The organism is Legionella sp. PATHC032, assembly GCF_026191185.1.
Lineage (GTDB): Bacteria > Pseudomonadota > Gammaproteobacteria > Legionellales > Legionellaceae > Legionella.
Genome location: NZ_JAPHOV010000001.1, coordinates 2,013,495 through 2,035,631 on the forward strand (window position 1 = coordinate 2,013,495; position 22,137 = coordinate 2,035,631).

Consider the following 22,137-nt stretch of genomic DNA (forward strand, 5'->3'; position numbering starts at 1 on the left):
AATAAGAATCTGTATCAACCTAATCAAATCATTCTAGTTATGGAGAAAAAATGTCAGTTAAAAATGCAATCTACGCCCAGTCTGGTGGTGTGACCGCTGTTATTAATGCATCTGCTTGTGGGGTCATCCAAACCGCCAAACTCTTTCCAGAGCAAATTGGTAAAGTTTACGCCGCAAAAAATGGCATTATCGGTGCGTTAAATGAAGAGTTAATCGATACTTCATTAGAAAGAGAAGAAGACATCGCCAAGTTAATGCAAACCCCTTCCGGTGCTTTTGGCTCCTGCCGCTACAAATTAAAAGACAATGGGGAAGAATATCAACGCTTGATCGCTGTCTTCAAGGCACACAATATAGGCTATTTTTTTTACAATGGCGGTGGGGATTCACAAGATACTGCCCATAAAGTGTCCCAACTAGGGGAAACCATGGGCTATCCTATCACTTGCATAGGTATCCCCAAAACAGTAGATAATGATCTGCCTTTTACAGACAATTGCCCGGGGTTTGGATCAGTCGCGAAATACGTTGCCATTTCAACCAAGGAAGCGGGTTTTGATGTCGCGTCCATGGCAGCTTCATCCACGAAAGTGTTTATTCTTGAAGTGATGGGAAGACATGCGGGCTGGATTGCCGCAGCAAGTGGACTGGCAGGGCAAAATCCATGCGAACCGCCACACATTATTTTATTACCCGAGGTTCCTTTTGAACCAACTCGTTTTCTAAAAAAAGTAAAAGACTGTGTGAATGTTTATGGATATTGTGTGATTGTTGTTTCAGAAGGTATCCGCAATCAGGAAGGAAAATTCCTCAGCGAAGCCGGATTACGTGATGCATTCGGACATGCTCAATTAGGTGGTGTTGCACCAGTCATCGCCCAATTAATTAAATCGGAACTGGGCTTTAAATACCATTGGGCAGTTGCAGATTATCTGCAACGTGCAGCCAGACACATAGCCTCACAAGTTGATCTGGATCAAGCTTATGCTTTAGGTAAGGCTGCGGTGGAATATGCCATTAAAGGGTATAACGCGATTATGCCTATTGTCATTCGTGAACAAGACGAACCCTATCAATGGTCCATAGGTCAAGTGCCTCTGGCTGAGGTAGCCAACCAGGAAAAGGCTATGCCATCAGAGTATATAGCCGAAGATGGAATGGGAATCACAGACGCATGCAAACGTTACCTGTCTCCTTTGATTCAAGGTGAAGCTTATCCCAATTACAAAAATGGATTACCGGATTATGTCCGACTAAAAAACCAGTTAGTAGATAAAAAAATCAATCAAGATTAAGGGCGACAGTAGGCTGGACGGTATTTACTAATCAGGGTGCCACCAGTGCAATCCCAAGTGAGTATTCTGCCCGTAGCGTCTATAGTAGGAACCATTGTAATAGTACCATTACCTGCGTTTGCTGTGTAGGTAATGGTAATAATGCCTTGATTACCAATGACAATGGAGGCTACATTAACTGTTGGGTCTGGACTGGTATACCCTGTAATCACCTGATTTACTGGTAAAGTGTTATGAATAAGGCTTGTTTCAACAACAGCTAATTTTGCGGCTGAAGCCATTTCCAATCCTTCAACCACCCGTGCTCTGATGGTATAGTCTTGGTAGGCTGGAATAGCGATGGCAACCAGAATCCCAAGGATAGCAGCAACGATCATCAGCTCGATTAAAGTAAATCCTTTGTTTCTCATAACGCCACCTGGCATCGCATCTAACTGATATCACGCAAATTTAATGCCAATTTTATGATTTAAAAACCCTTCTACTTTCTAGATGGCGCAATATGCTTTTTGATCAAAACATTTATGTCAGGGAAATAACTCATAGATCTTGACCAAATAAAAAACCGCCATTGAAAGGCGGTTTTTATAGTTAATTTAGCCTGTTATGGTCTGCAACTGGCAGGTCGATATTTAGCCAATAAAGTACCACCCGTACAATCCCAGGTAACATCTCCATTAGGCTGTAAGGTAGGCGTCATAAGAATTGTACCTCCACCTGAAGCAGCAGTATACGTAATGGTAATCACACCGTTAGCACCAATAGCAATTGATTGAACATTGGGCGTAGCAGCTGGAGATACGTAGCCCGTTGCAGCCTGAGTAGCTGGTAACGCATTGTTTGTAATAGCCGTTTCAGATACGGCAAGTTTTGCAGAATCTGCTAAAGTCAGACCTTCAGTAACACGTGCCCTTATTGTGTAATCTTGATAGGCTGGTATAGCGATTGCTGCCAAAATGCCGATAATCGCTACGACTATCATCAATTCAATTAATGTAAAACCCTTTTGTCTCATGACCATCTCCATAGTTAACTATCCATTAGTATAATGCAAGCATAATGCCAACTACCAGCCAATCTTCTAAACCTATATTATTCTATATGTTAAATAATCATTTCATGTAAAAAATACCGTTTTTTGTCCTAAAAATTCAGTGAAGTGAATAGCCAAAACATTTCACAAAACAAACCATTTGTTATTAAATAATAATAAAATGACAAATTTTGTCACATTTTGACAATTGTGTTTAAATGATGTGACAACTATGCTCCAAATGGATATACTCCCTGTTTTGTAAAATACAGCTGAGCAAACCATGTCACGCAAACACCGCATAGAAGAAAAATTAATCTGCACATTATCTCCTCTCTTTTTAAGCGTTGAAGACGAGTCCATGAACCATCACGTTCCTCAAGGCGCTGAAACACATTTTAAAATCGTAGCCGTTTCAAATCATTTTAATGATCTGACTCGCATTAATCGTCATAAATTAGTTAATCAACTTCTTAAAGAAGAGTTTACTTTGGGGCTTCATGCATTAAGCATGCATTTATATACTGCCGATGAATGGACAACTCAGCAGCAATCGGTACTCAAATCCCCTGGTTGTAGAGATGGCTATAAAAACAAATAATTTTAATGAAAAAAGTTCACCTCCAAGCTTGATTTATTTTATAATGTCTATCTTTTTATCAAATAGAAAAATCAATGAAATCATGGTCCTCTGAAAAAATATCCGTTCTTGCTTTAGTGCTGCTCATTACCGGAGCGATTGACAGCATTAGAAATTTGCCAGGTACCGCACTCTTTGGTTCCACTTTGATTTTTTTCTTTATTTTTTCAGCGATTATCTTTTTGATCCCGGTTGCTTTAGTCGCCGCTGAACTTTCCTCAACCTGGTCGGAGGAGGAAGGTGGCATATACAGTTGGGTTAAGCACGCCTTCGGTGAAAATGTTGCCTTTTTTGCCATTTGGCTGCAATGGATAAACACCCTGGTATGGTACCCGACTATTTTGTCCTTCATAGCAGGAACAATCTCTTATTTAATTAATCCAGAACTGGCACAAAACAAATACTATCTTATCAGCGTCATTCTGATTATTTTTTGGTCGCTAACCTTGATAGGCTTATCGGGATTACGCGCTTCTGCTGCCTTTGCCAGCTTCTGTGCAATAGTTGGAATGATAGTGCCTATGGGATTTATCATTCTTCTGGCTTTTATTTGGTTAATCCATGGCCATCCTATTGCCATTGATCTGAGCCTCTCCAATTTACTGCCACAATGGAAAAACACGCAATCCTGGGTTTCGCTGACAGCGATTATGACTTCTTTCCTCGGTATGGAGCTTGCCGCAGTTCACGTGCGCAATGTCAATAACCCGCAGAAAAACTTTCCCAAAGCGATGTTTTTTTCTGTCATTCTCATTCTGTTCACCATGATTTTAGGTTCACTGGCGATCGCTTTCATCCTGCCTAAAGACAAAATCAGTCTGGTAGATGGGGTTATGAGGGCATTTAGCAATTTCTTACAAGTTTATGATTTGAATTGGCTAATGCCTGTATTGATACTATTGTTATTGCTGGGTACCTTAGGCAGCATGATCAACTGGATTATTTCTCCAGCCAAAGGTCTACTGATGGCAGCAAAACATGATTTTCTGCCTGCTTCGCTATGTCATGTAAATAAACATGGCATGCCAGGAAAAATTTTGATACTGCAAGCCATTCTGGTGACTTTATTATGCAGTGGCTTTCTCTTATTTCCTACAGTGAATGCGATTTATTGGTTGTTCACTGCTCTTAGTACAGAGCTGTATATGATGATGTATGTGATGATGTTTATTGCAGCTTGGCATTTGAAGAATAAATTCTCAGACATGCAAAGACCTTTTGCTATCCCGGGAGGCAAACCCGGTTATTACCTGACATGCCTGCTAGGATTAATAGGTTGTACTGTCACTTTATGGGTAGGTTTTATTCCTCCAACGGAAAGCATTAATATCGGAGGGACAACCCATTACCGTATGGTCTTTTCATTAGGAATCTTCCTAATGCTGCTACCTGCCGCCTTGATCTATTTGCGTAAACGATACATTACCAAATCCAAAGCGCTTGATGCACCTGTTTAAATCATCGATAGGATGGTTGTACCCCGTGGCTTGTCCAGGGGGACTAGTGTTTTAGCGGAGATCTCCTAGATCCTGTGGACAAGCCACGAGACGTCGAAGATCAGTACAGTACTGGGTTATCAGAGATGGATTTAATTAAAATAGGGTTTCAATGTTTGTTGTACATCGAGATTTAATTCGCCAGTATTCGGATTAATGGCACTAACCGTATCCCCCAGATACCCTATCGCCCAGAAGTATAAGTTATTGGTCCCGATGCCGCTTTGGGTAAGATAAGGCATCAATGCTTGGGTAAAAAAGTTTTTTCCTTCAAAGGACTTCCAGGAAGCTTCTCCTAAAACAATGGGATACCCAGCCTTGTACAGGAAACCCCAACTCCAATCAAAACGCAGATTACTTGCATCACCAGGGGCTGTTTCCCAACCAGCCACTTCTTTTGGGTAAACATGGGGTGAGAAAACCAGATGGCCATTATTACCCATATTATCATCACCCAACAGCCAACTGAGGGTTTCTGTGTCAATATCTGGAACCGCCAGTTGCAATTCATTACTGAATTTTTGTACATCAAATTGCGCTATGTTTTGTTTAGCTAAATCCTTATTCAGAAGGGGTTTAAAATCTTCACCCCAATTCCCTTTGAATGCTACAACCTCTTGATCATGACCACACTGCCCTGGATCACGCCAGTGTGCATAGCCAGAATCCTCTTTAATATTGGCTTTTGGCACACAAATTGTAGGATTGTCCATATCATCATTTCCGCCTCCAGGTCCTTCAACAAAAAGCAACAAATCAGGATTGACCTGATGCACTGCCTTGGCAGCGGTGCCTATCACTTTAATCCATGAAACCTGACCATTTCTGGCTTTAAACCAGCTCAATTGATAAGGTTCATTAAAAACATCAATGCCAATGACATTATCCAACCCGCGCTGTTTAATTTCCTGAGCAAGTAAAACCAAATCCTTCTCATATTGAGCCATGCTATAAACAGTCCCATCCCTCATTCCATCACCATAACCATAGCGATGGTGAAAATCAATCATCACATTGATATTATGTTTTTTCATTTCAACAAGTACCGTCCAGAAGGCCTGCTTCGGACTCACTGCTTTTTCACATGATTGGCTATTAGACTGCCAGTTTTTGCAAAAAAGACCATTACCGACCTCAGGTTGTGTTTTGTCAGAAAGCCATTTGTTTAGATCAACTTCCCCACTGTCATCATAAAGAACCCCTGGTTGTATAGGCAAACGTACGGTCTTGAATTGTACCGCTGTGCTGCTGTTTACACCGGAATCCGCCATATTCCAGGGATGAATCAATAAATCCATCAATCCGTTTCGAGGTTTGGATTGAGGCATGGTGATATTATAGAAAGGATTACTCTGTAATCCCTGAAACACATTGGTGTCCTGAAATCCTGACCAGGATACTCCATTGATGGTCAACCTGTTCCCACTTTTGTCATAGATACCACCCTGACTGGTATAATAGGCATTTGCATTTAGCGTGAATGCAAACAGTAAAATCCAACTGCTATACTTAAATAGTTTCATGCGCTTTTCCTCATTAAAATAACTATAAAGTTATTGTTAAGTTGGTTAAAAGCTCATTATTTAACCACAAAACCACAATATTTGAACAGTATAATCATTAATTTTTCAAAAATATTACAAATAAGCTTACAAAAAGCCCCAAGATCAAGGCAAAACATGTTTTTAATTAGGGAGGTTGGATAAACTAAATGACCGAAAACTTTTTTTAACAAAGAGATTGGGGTTTTTCGTAAGTCCTGACAAAAAGATATCATTTCGATGTGCTGAAAAAGAGTTAAGATTGCCACTCTATTATGATAAAAATTGAGCAGCGACCATACGGAGTGGATAAAAACCATTTCCTCATAGAAAAAACCATAAACTACAATGAGTTATGCAAATAAGTTATACATTGGAAACATCAAGAAAATATTGTTTGGCCAAAATCAAATCTTCTTTTGTATTAATATCCTGTAAAGGTTCTTCACATGCCTCATCAACCCGGATAGAGCAACCTGACCACAGGATGCGCAATTGTTCCAAACACTCTATTTGTTCCAAGGTACAGGGTGGCCAGCTTACGAACTCCAGTAAAAAGGCAGCACGATAAGCATACAAGCCAATATGCCTGAAGGTATTGGAATAAGCACTTTTATCATCTCTGTGAAAAGGAATAGCACTTCTTGAAAAATACAGAGCGTGATTATCCCGAGTGCGTACCACCTTAACCACATTAGAGTTATTTAATATTTCAAGGCTACTAACAGGCCAACACAAAGTAGACACAGGTGCGTTTGTCTGAGTTAAAGAGTAAGCGACTTGTTGAATTAATTTGGGGTGGATAAATGGCTCATCGCCTTGCACGTTGACAATCACATCATCAGGAGCAAAACTCCCCTTTGCAACAACCTCTGCAATTCGATCAGTTCCAGATTGATGCGTGGACAAGGTCATGACAACCTGAGCACCAAATTGGGTAGCACAATTGGCTATCTCTTCATGATCAGTGGCAATAATCACTGACTTTGGTTCAGCCAGAAGCGCTTGCCTGTAAACTCGCTCAATCACGGTAATACCATTAATTTCTTGAAGTAATTTACCTGGAAAACGACTGGAGTGATACCTGGCTGGTATAATCACATGAAAGTTAGGACTCATAATTTATCTTTCTCTTCCAGGGGAATCAAACGCGCTTCTTGTTCTAGCATAACGGGAATATCATCACGAACAGGAAATGCCAGCCTATCAAATTTGCAGATCAATTCCTGTTTTTTAAACAGCAATTTTCCTTTACATAAAGGACAAACCAATATTTCCAATAATTTTTTATCCACGCGAATCTCCTTGAGTAACCTGATTACGCACATACACTGGTTGTGCCTGTGCCACAGAAACTGCCTTGATATCAGCTTTCTGTGCCAAGCGTATCATAGCAGACGCTGTCGGAAAAACATTTAATACTTCACTAATTTGTGACTTGATCTGCTCTGGAAAATCCATCCAGTACAAATCAATCCCAACTCCAGCCAAAATAAAGGATTGATTGGCTGGCAACTGAATATCTTTTACTGCATTAATTCTGTCCTGAGCCAAGAATTGCTGCTCCAAAAAGCAACTCCAATACATTTCATGCATACGAGCATCCAAAACAGACAATACAGGTTGATTGAAATCCTCTTTTATTTCCCGGGCTCTCCAGGCAATTGCGGCTAAACTACTCACGGGAACAAGAGGCAGATCATTGGCATAAGCCAATCCTTTTGCAATGCTACAAGCGATTCTTAATCCTGTAAAACTTCCAGGACCACATCCAAAAATGATTCCATCCAATTGATTAAGACGCAATTCCGCTTGGGCTATCAACTCATCAATCATAGGTAAAATCAATTGAGCATGGATTTTTTGACTATCCTGCTCCTTGCTTATGATTTCGTCACCTACGAGGATGGCAGCACTGGCCAGTTCAGTTGAGGTATCAATCGCTAACAGTTTCATCATTTAAAGCCAACTCTTTAATAAAATGCAGTACTTTTTTTTCATCTCGGGTTTTCGGAAGACTAGGTAAACTGGCCAAAATGGTTCGGCCATATTCTCTACCAGTCAAACGGGGATCCGCTATCATTAACAAGCCTTTATCGGTGATGTCACGAATCAAGCGCCCTACTCCTTGTTTTAATGCAATGACAGCATTTGGCAACGACAATTCATCAAAACCTGAAAGCCCTTTTTTCTTTAAATAAGCCATTCGGCCACGAATTACGGGGTCGACGGGATTAGCAAAGGGTAATTTATCTATAATAACACAAGAGAGTGCCTCTCCTTTGACATCAACACCTTCCCAAAAAGTAGAAGTACCTAAAAGCACCGCATTACCCAATTGCCTGAATCGAGACAGGAGAATAGGCTTTGCTTCCTCACCTTGAATCAAAAGTGGATATTTTAAAGTATTGCTCAGCATTTGAGCAACTAATTTTACTGCTTTATGACTGGTAAACAGGAAAAAGCAGCGGCCTCCGCAAGCCTCTATAACAGGTAAAGCCTTTTCCAGCAAAGTTTCATAATAATGAGTATCTTTAGGATCAGGTATTCCCCGAGGCAAATAAAGCAGAGCCTGTTGTTGATAATCAAATGGACTCGATAATAACAAAGTCTGTACTTTATCTAATCCCAAAGGTTTACAAAAACTATCAAAAGCCGATGCCATAGTAAGCGTAGCCGATGTAAAAATATAGGCACATGACTGGTGTTTTAATAATTGACTAAATGATTCAGCAACGTCATACGGGGTGGCATGAAAAACGAGAGTGTGTTTAAAACGTTCCAACCAACGAATTTTATTATTATTTTCCTCAGTAAAGGAAAGCAAGATGGTTTCTAAATCCAAAAGGCGTTCTTTGCATCTTTTTAACCCGGGAATATCAGCGGTATCCTTTGATTCCAGGCATTGAATCAACTCATCTTTTAAAGATAACCAGGTATCCCACGCCGTCATAAACTCTTTATTTCGCTTAACCAACTCCCAACTGACTCGTTCCTCTCGAGCCGGTAAAGCATTTAGTAATTGGTCCACCAGTTTGTCTGTTTTATGACTTATGGACTTTAAAGGTTGATTGGCTAAATCCAGTATTGGCCACTCATTAAGCATGTCATCCACCAAGTCTCTAAATTGACGTGTTCCCAAGCGTTCCCCATTGAAATTCGAGGCGATGTCTGCAAGCTGATGAGCCTCATCAAACACTACGACATCAACACCAGGTAACAGTTCACTAAAACCATCTTTTTTTAACTGGGAATCAGCAAAAAAAAGATGGTGATTGATGACAACAATATCTGCTTCCATCGCCCGTTTGCGAGCTTTCACCAAAAAACAGGTTTCATGATTAGGACACTCTGCACCAAGACAGTTGTCAGTAGTGGATGTGACATAATGCCATACCGGGGAGTCTTCATTAATTTCAGGCAATTCAGAACGAACACCTTCTGTCATTTGAGACAATTTATCTCTGACATGTAGTATTTCATGAGCACATTGAGGGCTTTGAAACTGCCCTTCTTCAGCATGCTTCTCAACGCGATATTGACAAATATAATTGGAACGACCTTTTAAATTCTGAATTCGTACTGATAAACCCAAAGCTCTGATCAAGGTTGGTAAATCTTTTTGAAACAGTTGATCCTGTAGCGTTTTGGTTGCTGTGGAGATAAGCGCCTTCTTACCACTTAACAAGCAAGGTAACAAATAAGCAAAGGTCTTACCTGTTCCCGTTCCTGCCTCTGCTACCAAAATCGATCGCTCAACAATAGCATTGGCTATGGCCACTGCCATATCGGCTTGTGGCGCCCTTGACACAAAGCCAGGAATTGCGGTGGATAATCTTCCCTTCTCACTGAGAATTCGCCGACAATCTTCAGCGAAGGTGGTTATTTCTTCCACTCTTTTTGCAAATATTGAAGTTTATCCTTTACTTCTTCCCAATCCTTGGCATCAGAGGGAGCATCCTTTTTAGCAGTAATATTAGGCCAGGTTTTGGATAACTCGGCATTTAACTCTTTGAATTGTTGTTGTTCGTCTGTTAAATCATCTTCTGAAACGATAGCATTAACTGGACATTCAGGTTCACAAAGGGCACAATCAATGCATTCATCGGGGTGAATAACCAGGAAATTGGGCCCCTCATAAAAACAATCCACAGGGCATACTTCTACACAATCGGTATACTTGCATCGTATACAACTTTCCGTTACTACAAAAGTCATAGCAAACCTTAAAAATGTATCTTTAAGAAATGACTCTTATTAAAGCATAAAATACCCTCCTGATGATAGAGGAGCATGATATTTTTATATCCTTTGGACCCCATACATTACATAGAACTAACCTGAAATCATAAATCCAAAACCAACGATATCAGATACATTCTTACTGATCATAAAATGTACTTGAAGTCTCGGTATAAAGATGTTAAATTTGCTCAATTTAAATCTACTTTGTTCAATAGTTTAATACACAGCCGTGTAATTTTAGATACCTCGGAGTACTTCATGCCTTTGAATTTACCGCCTAAATCTTTTAAAGATATAACGCCCTTAGTGATTGCTTACAATAATGCATCTGAAGATGACAAGCTTCAAAAGTTATTTTATTTGCAAAAAATCAATTATTTACTGAACAGAACTGAGCTAGATGATGAGTTGTTCGATTGGATAAACGATGCTGAAGAAGGTGGTTGGTTAAAGGAGTTAACTAAATTTTCAATTAATCCAAACGCATCTTTTTTTCTAAAAGGAATGCAATTTGCCAAAGCCATTGCTGAAGAAATAAAAAATAAACCTGAAATTAACAGCTCCGAAGTAAACATCTACCAGCTCATGCAAGAGCGTGACAAACTTTTAAAGGAAGTAGAATTTGAAAAATGCGCAGCTCGCTATATTGAAATTAATTTTCTCCTGAATGAATTAGCCCTAAATGATAAAAAAACAAAAGAAATTGTAGAAAGACAAACAGAAATCCTTAAGCTTGTCGCTCCAAAAATAAAAGCAATAAAGGGAGAACCTATAGACAATTTGCCAGTTATACCTTCCTACAAAACCAAAGAACTTGGCAATCATGTGAATAATTTTAACTTCAAATTCACAATGAGCGGATGGGAAGCTCCTTTTGTATTTCGTGTAGAAGACAGGCATGAGCTAGGAAAGGAGCAAGAACTTCATTCCTATGGAGTCTCAAAATATTTTATTGAAGATTACTCTGTTTTTATGATGCGATTTAAAGCGGAAGATGGTTCTACTGTTTACAAACCTGTTATCCTCAGCCAATTCGCCAATCAAAATAATCTGGAAGAAATCGCCAAACAGTTAAAAGATGGTAGCCCCAAAAATATCGCTCCGCGAATTGGGTATTACTTTGTCCAGCTAACCGATTTTTGTCTAAAGTTAATAGAGACTCATAACTATCATCCTGACATTAAGTTAAATAATTTTCTGGTTCACAATAACAGAGTACTGGTCAGTGATAGGAAAACGTTCACCACGAGTGATAATCCTTTAGCCAGTGACATTCTCACCAGCCCTTTATTTGCTCCCGATGAATTTTTAAAATGTCTACTATTTAACAAAGAAGGCGAGCCTGTAGGCTATAATCGCAACGCCTTGTGGAAACGCATGAACATGCCTCAATTCATGGCCTATCAACTGGGAATGGCTTTAAAACAATTCCTGATTTTAACTCAATTAGATAAATTGCCAGATGATTTTAGAAATCCGGATCACAGCGCCGTGTCACATTTCAAAACACCATCCAGACAAATCATCAATCTTTCCCTTCTGGTTCAGGAATTAACACGCCTCGATCCCGATAAGCGAATGACCATTAAACAATTCCAGAGCTTGCTTAACTTCAAAAACTTACCGCCTGATGCCTTTTACCAGAAAGTGGAAGAAGTTTTCCCCTCTTCCCAGTTAGGGATTGCAGAAGATATTGATGCTCTTAATAAAGTATTGAACAGTGATTTAAAAGGTGAAGCGCTTCTGAAACAAGCTAATCCTGTTTTCACTAAACTATCGAAATATGATCCCAAGGAGACTCGATTAACCCGTCTAGCCGAAAAATTGGCAATTCGATGTTTTAACAACGTGTCAAAACCTTATTTTCAGAAACTGTCTGGTTTGATTGAATCAGCGATTGAAAAAGATGTTGATGAAATCAGGCAGCTATTAAATCCTCAATCAAATAGGGAAGGACTTTTAAAGAAAGCCAGTCTCATTTTTATGAAACTCTTTGAAAGACAGCCTGAGGTACCCCAATTAACAGAACTGGCGAAACAATTAGCGATTCAATGTTTTGATGAATCTTCAAAAAACTATTTTACTCATCAACTGCCTTTATTGATTGATGAAGAATTATTGAACCAGGATTGGAAACAAGCTCCTTGGTATAGAAAAGCACTGCATTGGTTAACTTTTGGATACTTCCGGGTCGATAACGTCACAGAAATATCCTCTTTGAAAATACCAGAACATGCAAAGGGTAAAGAATTTCAGACTTATTTTTCGCAACTCTTATTTTTACCCAATGAAGAAATCAAAAATATGTTTACCTCCAAAGACAGTCAAACAGCTGATTTTCTTCTTGGTTATATCGAAAAGGAAAGAGAAAAAAGAGAAATGGAAAATCCCTCAGTCAAGATTCCTGTTGATTTAAAAGGAGAAGAATTCCAAATGCACTTCCCGCAGCTTGAATTTTTACCCTCCAAGGATTTTGAGAGCATTGGTGAAAAAGAGGGTGAGCATCTGGAGTGTTTTATCTTCGCCAATCTTCAAGAAATACTCTCGCATAGTAATAGTGATTCATCAGAAAAAAATACTACTAGTGAACCCTCTGACAGCGAAAGTGAAATACATTTAAATGCAGGCAACGCAGCAGGAACAATTATAATTGCGGACGAACCAAACCCTACTGAAGCGAAACCTCAGAAGAAAGACAATGATGGAGTAAAACAAACTAATCCAGCCAAGATAAGTAGCCCTGAAGGAAAAATCTCCACTCCTGAGATTGATGAACCTCCTCCCAAAAAGAAGACAAAAGATGATGCTCCCAAAACAAAGCATTCTGTACACTTCTTTGATGAAGCAAAAAAATCTAAACCAAAGGCACAAGAAAATGCCTCTCCTGCTGTTGATGAAACGCCCCCAATGAAGAAAAAAAATGTCTGCAGGATAGATAGTGTTAGGTCAACCCTTTTCAGAGGAGATGGCAGCCATAGGCAGAAAACCAAAGAACAAAGACCCAGATTATCCGAAATAGCTTGGGAGCCGCCAAAACCGAATCTACAATAATAGACAGAGACTCGCCTGTTAAAACTCTTTGTGGCTGCCCTGAATATCCAAGGCAGCTGATTTAATAAATGTCATCATGGGTTTGAAACTCCATTTTCCCTTAAAGGTAAAAAATTATACAGAATTTTTAACAACAGCATAAAACTCTGTCTATATTTATAGAAAAGCGTACACAAAAATCAGAGTCAAAATAATGACTTATTTTTGACTGGGAAATAATAAGAATAACTAAAAATTTAAAGGAAAACATTGAATAGGAAAAGCATTTTTATAAATATGGAAATAAGTCTAATTGATACTATAAGGAAATAGGCAATGGACGTTGGCCAAAAGATAAGGATTCTAAAACGTTATTTAAAAGAAAAAAGTATCACGCCAGAGGACGTCAATCTCAATGATCAAGATCTAACGGCCTATGTCGGGCTGGATAAGCTATTAGATTATATTTCTATACATAACAATGGTTTGTTTGATTTCGCAACATTGGAATCTGATGAAAAGCAATGGAAACAATATGTGGATATACTTAACTATTCCGCAACATATTCCCCCGGCTCTCCCCCTGCTTTAATCAGTACTAGTGAACGCAAAGCTCAATTTGGTTTGCAATATTGGCTAAATACGAGAACGATTGAGGCACTGCCAAGAGACAACTATTATACTCGGGTAGTCATCTTATCCATAGAAGAAGATGAAGAGTTTGACAGGCTGATTACAGAAAGCAGAGCCAAATTGTATGCAATAACCCAAACTTTTCCAGAAACCAGTTCTTTTAATCCAGCCAATATTATCCAGGTGAACAACCAAATCTCTTCGATTAAGGAAAAACTGGATGCTTTGACCGGCAATAGCACTCAAATAACTGTTTTACAAAAAAAACTTAATTTACTGACAGATTTAAATAAAATTAATCAACTCCAGAGACTCAATATTCCCCAGGACAATGGTTCTAGCCTGAGTTATTGCACTCTTGCAGAGACTATTGAAGGAGTTACTGAGAAAATATCTTTAATAACACTTGCCAAAGTGAAAGAGCAATTGGGACATCTCTGCGCTCAAAAGGAGCTTGATTTGGTTAGTTATAGTGAGTCAAGAGAACAATATTATAAACTTGATACACAAGGCATACTCAAATTACCCAAGTATGGAGATATAAAAGAAGTACAACGTGAAGCCATGGCTCTTAATATCTCGAGATTAATGGGTTTGGATACTACTTCTTCAACAACAGTAAGCTATAATGGTCGTCCCGCCTTGTTTATTCCTTTTGACAGCATCAATCTGTTGAATGAATTTTCTTCAGGTAAAAGTTTTAAAGCAGGCATGGGATTAAGCGGTCAAATTTACACTCACTACTCTACAATTAAGCCGTTAGGTGAAGGAGTCCAGGCAGATCTTTACATCAAGGATTTCGGTAATGCTCTGGCCTTACTTTATTTATGTTGTGATACGGATGCCATAGGTGGATATTGTAAAAACAAAGCATTAAGAAACTATAGTAGCCTCTATATTTTTGATCAGGTCATTACGGACACTGGCAAATTTATCCTTGATTCACGAATTAGTCTACAACCCAATCAGTTCATTATGAAGCACACCCGTCATGGGCAAGGGAGAAATAGAACCTTAATAGAGGATTCTTCGATAATGACCAAATACGCCAGTATCATGCAACTGAAAGAGTTAAAACGCATTATTACCCAATACTGTGATCATATTTCCTGGCTACATCATAATCGTACCCAAACCATTAAAAGACTATTACAAGGAGAACTTGCAAAAGATGAACGCGTACGATTAACAGAAGAATTAAATGATGTTGACATTTTGGAAAAAGACGCTGAACAAATAAAAAGCCAAATTATAATTCGCATCAATAAAATAGCTGAAGTGCTACCTCAAACGACAGGAATCGTTGGCTTCGATGTCATCCGACAATGTCTAATTCTGGAGAAATTGTTGCACAACCCGGTTCTCTACTCTGATGATGGAAGACCTTATAAAAATCCATGGACGACACGACAAGCCAATCCAGTACAAACAATTAATGATTTACAAAATGGGAAAATACAAATCACCTTTAAATCCAATATTCCAGAAGAAATGGTTGATTTTATCAAACGCCATGGAGGCGGAGACTCTCTGACTATAACATCGCCTAAAGTGATAACAATTAGCAAAGCCCATCTGGATAGCCTTAAGGAAAATATGTTGCATCCTGAGTATTCCCCTGAATTGTCTCTTAATACTAATTATTTAGACGATAAAGACCTCTGTATTATAAAAATGGCTTATCGAATAGGTAATAGAACCAAAATTTTAAATGCTATTGCAGAATACCGCGCCATTATGAATAATGAACAGGTAAGCTTTCATAACAAAATAGAATGTCTTACCCAAACTGAAGCGAAAATCAAAGCACTGATAGAAATGGCAAATGACAAAGGACTGGGTATGCACATTCTTAAAAAATTCTATTTTGATATGCAACAACGACTCCAAAAATTAATTAACCCAGAAGTAATGCCCCATGATATTAGTAAAGCCTTTGCCGCAGCTCTTAAACTGGATAGAGTATCGGACTTCAACAAGGTTGTGAGAGAAGCTATTGTCCAAAATAAAGTGACTGACCCTCAATTTATAATTTTTTTAGCCGACTGTATCAAAAAAGAAGCCCTGGCAACGAATTATAAAGAAGCACAAAAAGCAAGCGGAGCATTATCAATCGAGGCCCAGCGAATTATAAATCATCTAAAATCGCCTGTCGTTCCTTTAATCGTTCAATTAGGCGGGCAAGTGCATTCACAGTCTGAATTAGCGGATACGGATGGGATAGCCAATCTTGAAAATGGCCTACAGCTTGACTGTGAGAAACCAGATACAGAATCAATAGCTACTATGGAATTGCATCAGGCTGTTACTAAAGAGGAAATAATTAGAAATGGAATGACAGTAACAGTTTAATAGATTTCTTTTAAAACTTTCTGTGATGCAGCAAATGAAAAGGGGTATGTTTAAACTTAGAATAATGGAGTGACTATGCCAGTACATGAAAGGCGTCAACATTTTCGTATCGATGATCATATCTATTTTGATTATCGAATTCTTGCACCGGGTGAATTTTGTTCTGATATGGAAATCACCAATCAACTATTGGGTGAGAATGGGCAAAAATACATGGAAGCAGCGCAATATTTTCAAGGCATTGATTATGAGCTGGCCGAGCTAACTCAGGCAATGGCGGTGAAAGAACCTGCTTTGGCGCATTATCTTAATCTTTTAAATGCCAAAATTGACTATTTATCTCGACAAATGTTAATGGCAAGTAAAGTTCAACTGCGTAAAGTCAACATCAGCCTGGGTGGCATGGCATTTAAGACAACGGAGCAGATTAAAGTAAAAACCAATATAAAAATCATTCTGTATACAAAACCCAAAATGATACCCATTATTGTTGATGCTGTAGTGGTTTATAGTCAATATCAAAGTGAGACACATTACCGAACAGCGGTGGCTTTCTGTAATTTGACTACTGAGCAAGAGCAGTTACTTTCACAACATATTTTACAAGCTCAAATAAAAGGCCGCGCTGATTAAGATGGAGATTATATAGATTGGAACTGTTTTTTCTAGGATAATGAGCCTTCATATCAAAATAAAGAGGTTATATCCATGAGCAGAACAGTATTTTGCTGTAAACTAAAGCAAGAAGCAGAGGGCCTGGAAAAAAAACCCTTCCCTGGTGAGTTGGGTGAGAAAATTTTTAATGAAGTATCAAAGCAAGCATGGAATATGTGGCTTTCCCATCAAACCATGTTAATCAATGAATACCGCCTGAATTTGATCGAAGCCAAGGCACGTGAGTTTTTGAAAGAAGAAATGCAAAAATATTTTTTTGGCGAAGGTTCAGAAAAACCCTCTGGCTATAAAGAAATAAAATAAAGGATTAATTTATGTTTCATGACTTGTTGGAAGTTAACGAAGAAGTACTGGATGCTATTAATGATAAAAAACCAATTGTTGCTCTTGAGTCGACCATCATCTCTCATGGAATGCCCTATCCTGATAATTTAACTACGGCAATAGAAGTTGAAAATATTATTCGAAGACAAGGGGCTATTCCGGCTACTATAGCGATGTATCAAGGGAAAATCCGTATTGGTTTAACTCAAGAGTTTATGGAGCACCTCGCACTTCAAAAAGAAGTGATAAAAGCCTCTCGCAGAGACATTTCCTTTGTATTATCTCGTAAAATGACTGCCAGCACGACGGTAGCAGCAACCATGTTTTGTGCCCATATGGCTAAGCTCCCCCTATTTGTCACAGGTGGTATAGGCGGCGTTCATCAAGACGTGACGATGAGTTTTGATATTTCAGCTGATCTTATAGAACTATCCAATACACCAGTTACCGTAGTTTGTTCTGGCGCAAAATCGATTCTCGACTTACCAAAAACATTGGAAGTTCTTGAAACATTTGGGGTACCAGTCATAGGTTATGCCACTGATGAATTCCCTGCTTTTTACAGCAGATCAAGTGGAATACCAGTTCCACAACGCTTGGATTCTGTTGAAGAAGTTGCGAATCTCATGTCATTTCAACAGAAATTGCACATGAAAAACGGAATAGTCATAGCAAACCCTATCCCGGAATCAGCCGAATTATCAGATGAGGAAATATCTCCATATATTAAACAGGCTCATAAAGAGGCCAAACACATGAGTGGAAAATCATTGACGCCCTTCTTGTTAAAACGTATCGCTGAGTTAACTGCGGGCAAGAGCCTGGAAGCTAATATTGAGCTTATCAAAAGCAACGCTTTACTAGGTGCAGAAATCGCCATAGCCTACCAAAAAAAATTATTTTCAAAAAAAACCTAATCAACACTTGACTCAAAGTCCATCTCGGAGTTTAATAGCAAGCCTTGAGTGGCCAGATAGCTCAGTCGGTAGAGCAGAGGACTGAAAATCCTCGTGTCGGCAGTTCGATTCTGCCTCTGGCCACCATTAGAATCAATGAGTTACGTTAAAATCCAAAAAATTCAAATTTTCTATGTAGACGCAATGTAGACATGTTTTCGTAAAGGCTTTATGGATGAGCAGCAATCAACTTGTTCTATTAAATAGTCTAATTGCCCAACAAAAATCTGCTTTAGGTCCTGAGTTAAGTGGGGTCTTTCGGCTCTTCCCCAAATCCGGGGGCAATAATCAAGAACACAAAACTTTAACCCTTAACCTGTAATTTTCAAAATTTCTAAACCCATAAGCACGCCGTTGAATCAGTTTCATCTTACGATGAAAGCCTTCAGTAATGCCGTTGTTTTTAGTAAACCGCCACATTCTAACCACTTCTTCCCGCCATTGATATAATGTTTTACCTAACGTTTTGAGTGATTCAAAAGGGCTTTCCTTCAGACTGGCAACCAGTTTAAGAAAGAGAGGTATTAAACGCGTACACTGTTTTGCGGTACGATGTTTTCGCATGAGAAGCCGATGTAATCGCTGTTTAAAGTAATATATTGCAGCAATGACAGGCTGCTGTTGCAAATAACGTTCTCGTCTATTGAGTCGCTTTACCGTGAGATTATTAGGATTAGTTCTCAATGCGGCCAAGAGGCCTCGCTGATACTTCATTTCGGGATCAATCTGCTGATAAGTCTGCAAACAGAATTGATTCAATAAACGAATCACATGAAAGCGATCGGCAACAATCATGGCATTGGGAAAGTAACGCCTGATCAACTTGCGGTAACTCGAGCTTAAGTCAATACAGACTACCTGTACTTTCTCTTTTCCTTCCAAGGTATTAAGATAGCTCTCTAAGTCCTTTTCTGAGCGCCCCTCAACTACATCAAATATTTTATGTTTGGCCAAGTCACAAAAGGTTGTGGCATAACCCACTTTCCTATTAAAGGAATGCTCATCCAGGCCTAGTATTCTAGGACAAGAACGTGTAGCTATCTTCTTGGAACGAAGCTCATAACCGTAATGATACCAGCGCTCTACCGTCGATTTACCCAGCTTTAAGTCGCGCGCCAAATCTTTTTGACTGACTCCTTTGCTATGATAGTGAAACACCTGTTTACGCAAACTCTCGCTGGCTCTTTGATATTTACCTATCCCAGGAAAACGTTGATTAAAATAGCGACCACAAGCAGAACAATAATACTTATGAGCCTTAATACACAAGTAACTGCGACGCAATCCAATCGACTCATGGCGTATTCGCCTTATGAAACTGTCTTTTTTACGTAACTTCTTATTTCCACAATGAACACAGCGAACAACACAACGATAAGTGACTTCGATAAAAACCGGGTTCTCCCCACTCACCTTTTTAATAGAATATCCCGGTAAATTTAGGATACAATCTTTCTTGGGCATTTTAATCTTCCTTTTGACCGTCAAATCAAAGAGTTAGTCTATACTAACTTGATTAAAATGCCCCCTTTGTTGGGGTAGAGCCATACCTAATGTACCTCCAACGAATAACCATGCTGAACGTCAACTAAGGCCGCTGGTTATTTCTAAAAAACTCACTTTTAGAACTCAATCAGAACGAGGCAGTCGTTTTATTGAGCGAATTTTTTCTGTGGTTGCGACTTGTAAACAACAACAAAAAGATGTCTTGGTATTTATTATGGATGCTCTTCAAAGGTGGGGTGTAACTCATCAAAACTTAGACGCCCCTTTACAAGGGGCGTGAACGTTTACGATTAATCACTCGTTATTTGGTAAAATAAGATATCCACAGACAAGGGATAAGTAAAAATAGTTTTGACCTGTCAATCTTATACAAATAAAAAATAAAAAAACAGTCTTGACTCGAACTATTTTTACTATTTATTTTGACCCGCTGCTTGATTAAGCTTTTGCCTAATGGACTTTCTATGTATAAAAATTAACACCATGAATTGCATTAGCAATGATACATTATGTATACCTTACTGCTGTATTGCCCCATACCTGATCACAACACCACCAATTTATTAACATCAGCGAGTTTGGAAAGAAATCTCTTTCCAAACATTGATCTCTTGTACTTGAAATCTTGCTTAAATGGAGTGAGGATTATAAAAATATCCTCACTTAAGCTAAAAAATGAATTTATATGCTGCTAAAATTACCCCGGTAGAAGAGCACATTGCCCAGACTACCTCCCCACAATTTATGTCTGTATTTTTATTAGTTCAAATTTTAAGCATATCAATTGGTGTGGTCTTTCTTTTTGTTGCATTTTATATGCTTTGTCCAAGAAAAAAAGACCAAATGCTCATCCAGGATCAGTTTTTACTTTATTTAATCTTGGGGCTTTTTTTCATTTTTTCCCCTTTCCTGCTTGAATATCTTAGGTAATTAACAAGCGTAAGTCAGTCCTTGGCCTGACTTACGCTTGCTACAATAAATCAGAGAGGATTGCGATGAGATTAGAGATTTTTACTGTATGCTAAGGATCAATACTTAATATAAGGGAGATATTCGCCGCAAAAAACAGCTTACTAGAGGAGTATTACTTTTGGATGATACGATTTCCAAGAGAGCGTATACTTCAGGTCTTTACAGGCTGTTTTTAACTTTGCAGCATAATATTTCCTCATCAGTAGTTAATGTATTTTTTGCTGAAATTGATAGGTATGCTCTATAATATAAATGTACGATCAAAAAGGTGGTTTTATGCCTATTTCAATTCGGATAGAAGATTCAATTCATTGTATTGAAGTTCCGAATGAGGAAGATTTGACTTTAGCTCAAGTGAGGCAAAAGGTAGCAGAAAAGCTTCAGATACAAATTAGCGATTTAGAATCAATTCACATAGATATTAGCTCTGCTAAAAAGAATATAGGCATTAGCGAATATAACCAAAAGCTTAAACTACGAGAAGATTATGGCCTTAACGAATCAGCAGTGATTAAAGTTAGGGTATCTATCAAACCTATGTTAGTAGAAGCAAATATAATCAAAATGGAACAAGCTCAAAACGGCTTAAATACTGCCATACAGACAGCTCAAAATAACAATGCTCATGTAGTTATTACTGTGGGAAGTTGTTTGCAAGCCCAACATGACACTAATGGCAATTCGTTGAAGAAACAACAGTTTCCTATAGAACACCTAAATTTAGGAGATAATGATAATGAATTAGTATACTTCATACATATAGATCCTGGGTTCAAGAAACCTATTCCCAGCATAAAACAATTACATGAGACTGATGATTGGGTTCGTTCTGACAATAATAGTGAAGACAATCCAATTAGAACATACACTCACAAGTCGGGAAAGTATGTAATTACTACTATTGCCGTGCCTATATTGAATGAAAAAGAACAACGAGCATACTTCTCTGCTGAACCACCAGTTGGAAGTTTATTAGGCGTTGATTTATATAAATACAAGATGACCGCGGTGAAATTAGGTACTGGTTTTGTCACTGGCAACTTTTATGAGGAAAACGCTAAACCCGTAATATGTGTTGCACCAAATCCAAATAAATTGAGTCAAGAAATTACCAATCCGAACGCGCTATAGAATTCGTATCCACCCAGGTATCTTATCCTGAATATCTTATGCACCATAATACTTGCTGAAATATTCCTTTAAGGATAAGGCAATCAATCAGAACCACTGTTCACTTTCCTCGAAAATCATTGTTCTCATTCAATCATAATGATTGTTCATTTTGGATAAAATATGATATTTTAGAAAAAATTTATAGCAACTTGTGAGGGAATTAAAATTTCGTATGTCTATTCTTAAAAGATAGCTTATCAAAACATTCTCACTTTATGGATAATATTGCCATGTGCATGGATGATTTCAGAGGGTTATGTAATAAT

The 22,137-nt window shown here is 38.5% G+C and carries 18 protein-coding genes and 1 tRNA gene; 10 read left to right on the top strand and 9 right to left on the bottom strand.

Annotation, left to right across the window (positions count from 1 at the left end):
* Positions 1-50: 50 nt before the first annotated feature.
* Positions 51-1,295: a 6-phosphofructokinase gene (locus tag OQJ02_RS09080; protein WP_265718865.1), complete on the top strand. Its 1,245-nt coding sequence runs from the start codon at positions 51-53 to the stop codon at positions 1,293-1,295.
* On the opposite strand, the gene OQJ02_RS09085 is transcribed toward OQJ02_RS09080, so the two are convergent.
* On the bottom strand, positions 1,292-1,705 hold the full coding sequence (locus OQJ02_RS09085; protein ID WP_265718866.1) for a pilin: 414 nt from the start codon (positions 1,703-1,705) through the stop codon (positions 1,292-1,294). The two genes, OQJ02_RS09080 and OQJ02_RS09085, sit on opposite strands and share 4 nt — an antisense overlap.
* 194 nt (positions 1,706-1,899) lie before the next feature.
* Positions 1,900-2,310, bottom strand: coding sequence for a pilin (locus tag OQJ02_RS09090; RefSeq protein ID WP_322783384.1), 411 nt, complete (start codon positions 2,308-2,310; stop codon positions 1,900-1,902).
* Between the two features lie 301 nt (positions 2,311-2,611).
* Here OQJ02_RS09090 and OQJ02_RS09095 point away from each other — a divergent pair, with 301 nt between their 5' ends.
* Complete coding sequence (locus OQJ02_RS09095) at positions 2,612-2,929, top strand: BolA family protein (protein ID WP_265718867.1); 318 nt, start codon at positions 2,612-2,614, stop codon at positions 2,927-2,929.
* A 74-nt stretch (positions 2,930-3,003) separates the two neighbouring features.
* Positions 3,004-4,425 (top strand): APC family permease, encoded by a 1,422-nt coding sequence (locus OQJ02_RS09100; RefSeq protein WP_265718868.1) that lies wholly within the window; start codon positions 3,004-3,006, stop codon positions 4,423-4,425.
* A gap of 131 nt (positions 4,426-4,556) precedes the next feature.
* Here the strand turns inward: OQJ02_RS09100 and OQJ02_RS09105 are convergent, their stop codons facing one another.
* From OQJ02_RS09105 to fdxA, 6 genes are all read right to left on the bottom strand, one after another.
* Positions 4,557-5,987 (bottom strand): cellulase family glycosylhydrolase, encoded by a 1,431-nt coding sequence (locus tag OQJ02_RS09105; protein ID WP_265718869.1) that lies wholly within the window; start codon positions 5,985-5,987, stop codon positions 4,557-4,559.
* 384 nt (positions 5,988-6,371) lie between these two features.
* Positions 6,372-7,124, bottom strand: coding sequence for a 3-deoxy-manno-octulosonate cytidylyltransferase (gene kdsB / locus OQJ02_RS09110; RefSeq protein WP_265718870.1), 753 nt, complete (start codon positions 7,122-7,124; stop codon positions 6,372-6,374).
* Positions 7,121-7,300: a Trm112 family protein gene (locus tag OQJ02_RS09115; protein ID WP_010947637.1), complete on the bottom strand. Its 180-nt coding sequence runs from the start codon at positions 7,298-7,300 to the stop codon at positions 7,121-7,123. The genes kdsB and OQJ02_RS09115 overlap by 4 nt, the downstream gene beginning before the upstream one ends.
* Positions 7,293-7,964: a tRNA (adenosine(37)-N6)-threonylcarbamoyltransferase complex dimerization subunit type 1 TsaB gene (tsaB, locus tag OQJ02_RS09120; RefSeq protein ID WP_265718871.1), complete on the bottom strand. Its 672-nt coding sequence runs from the start codon at positions 7,962-7,964 to the stop codon at positions 7,293-7,295. Before tsaB ends, OQJ02_RS09115 begins: the two co-directional genes overlap by 8 nt.
* Positions 7,942-9,900, bottom strand: coding sequence for an ATP-dependent DNA helicase (locus OQJ02_RS09125; protein ID WP_265718872.1), 1,959 nt, complete (start codon positions 9,898-9,900; stop codon positions 7,942-7,944). The genes tsaB and OQJ02_RS09125 overlap by 23 nt, the downstream gene beginning before the upstream one ends.
* Positions 9,888-10,223 carry a ferredoxin FdxA gene (fdxA, locus tag OQJ02_RS09130; protein WP_013101580.1) on the bottom strand — a complete coding sequence of 112 codons (336 nt, stop codon included), beginning with the start codon at positions 10,221-10,223 and terminating at the stop codon, positions 9,888-9,890. The genes OQJ02_RS09125 and fdxA overlap by 13 nt, the downstream gene beginning before the upstream one ends.
* Positions 10,224-10,508: 285 nt before the next feature.
* Between fdxA and OQJ02_RS09135 the strand changes: the two genes are divergently transcribed.
* From OQJ02_RS09135 to OQJ02_RS09160, 6 genes are all read left to right on the top strand, one after another.
* Positions 10,509-13,301 carry a hypothetical protein gene (locus OQJ02_RS09135; protein WP_265718873.1) on the top strand — a complete coding sequence of 931 codons (2,793 nt, stop codon included), beginning with the start codon at positions 10,509-10,511 and terminating at the stop codon, positions 13,299-13,301.
* 315 nt (positions 13,302-13,616) lie between these two features.
* Complete coding sequence (locus OQJ02_RS09140) at positions 13,617-16,265, top strand: hypothetical protein (RefSeq protein ID WP_265718874.1); 2,649 nt, start codon at positions 13,617-13,619, stop codon at positions 16,263-16,265.
* A 75-nt stretch (positions 16,266-16,340) separates the two neighbouring features.
* Positions 16,341-16,898, top strand: coding sequence for a PilZ domain-containing protein (locus OQJ02_RS09145; RefSeq protein ID WP_265718875.1), 558 nt, complete (start codon positions 16,341-16,343; stop codon positions 16,896-16,898).
* 75 nt (positions 16,899-16,973) lie between these two features.
* A complete protein-coding gene (locus tag OQJ02_RS09150; RefSeq protein ID WP_265718876.1) occupies positions 16,974-17,243 on the top strand; it encodes an oxidative damage protection protein in 270 nt (89 codons plus the stop codon).
* An 11-nt stretch (positions 17,244-17,254) separates the two neighbouring features.
* Entirely contained in the window at positions 17,255-18,181 is a 927-nt protein-coding gene (locus OQJ02_RS09155; RefSeq protein ID WP_265718877.1) for a pseudouridine-5'-phosphate glycosidase, read from the top strand.
* A 50-nt stretch (positions 18,182-18,231) separates the two neighbouring features.
* Positions 18,232-18,307, top strand: a tRNA-Phe gene (locus OQJ02_RS09160).
* Between the two features lie 201 nt (positions 18,308-18,508).
* On the opposite strand, the gene OQJ02_RS09165 is transcribed toward OQJ02_RS09160, so the two are convergent.
* On the bottom strand, positions 18,509-19,684 hold the full coding sequence (locus OQJ02_RS09165) for an ISL3 family transposase (protein WP_265718344.1): 1,176 nt from the start codon (positions 19,682-19,684) through the stop codon (positions 18,509-18,511).
* Between the two features lie 1,290 nt (positions 19,685-20,974).
* On the opposite strand from OQJ02_RS09165, the gene OQJ02_RS09170 reads away from it, so the two are divergent.
* Complete coding sequence (locus tag OQJ02_RS09170; protein ID WP_265718878.1) at positions 20,975-21,829, top strand: hypothetical protein; 855 nt, start codon at positions 20,975-20,977, stop codon at positions 21,827-21,829.
* Positions 21,830-22,137: the final 308 nt, after the last annotated feature.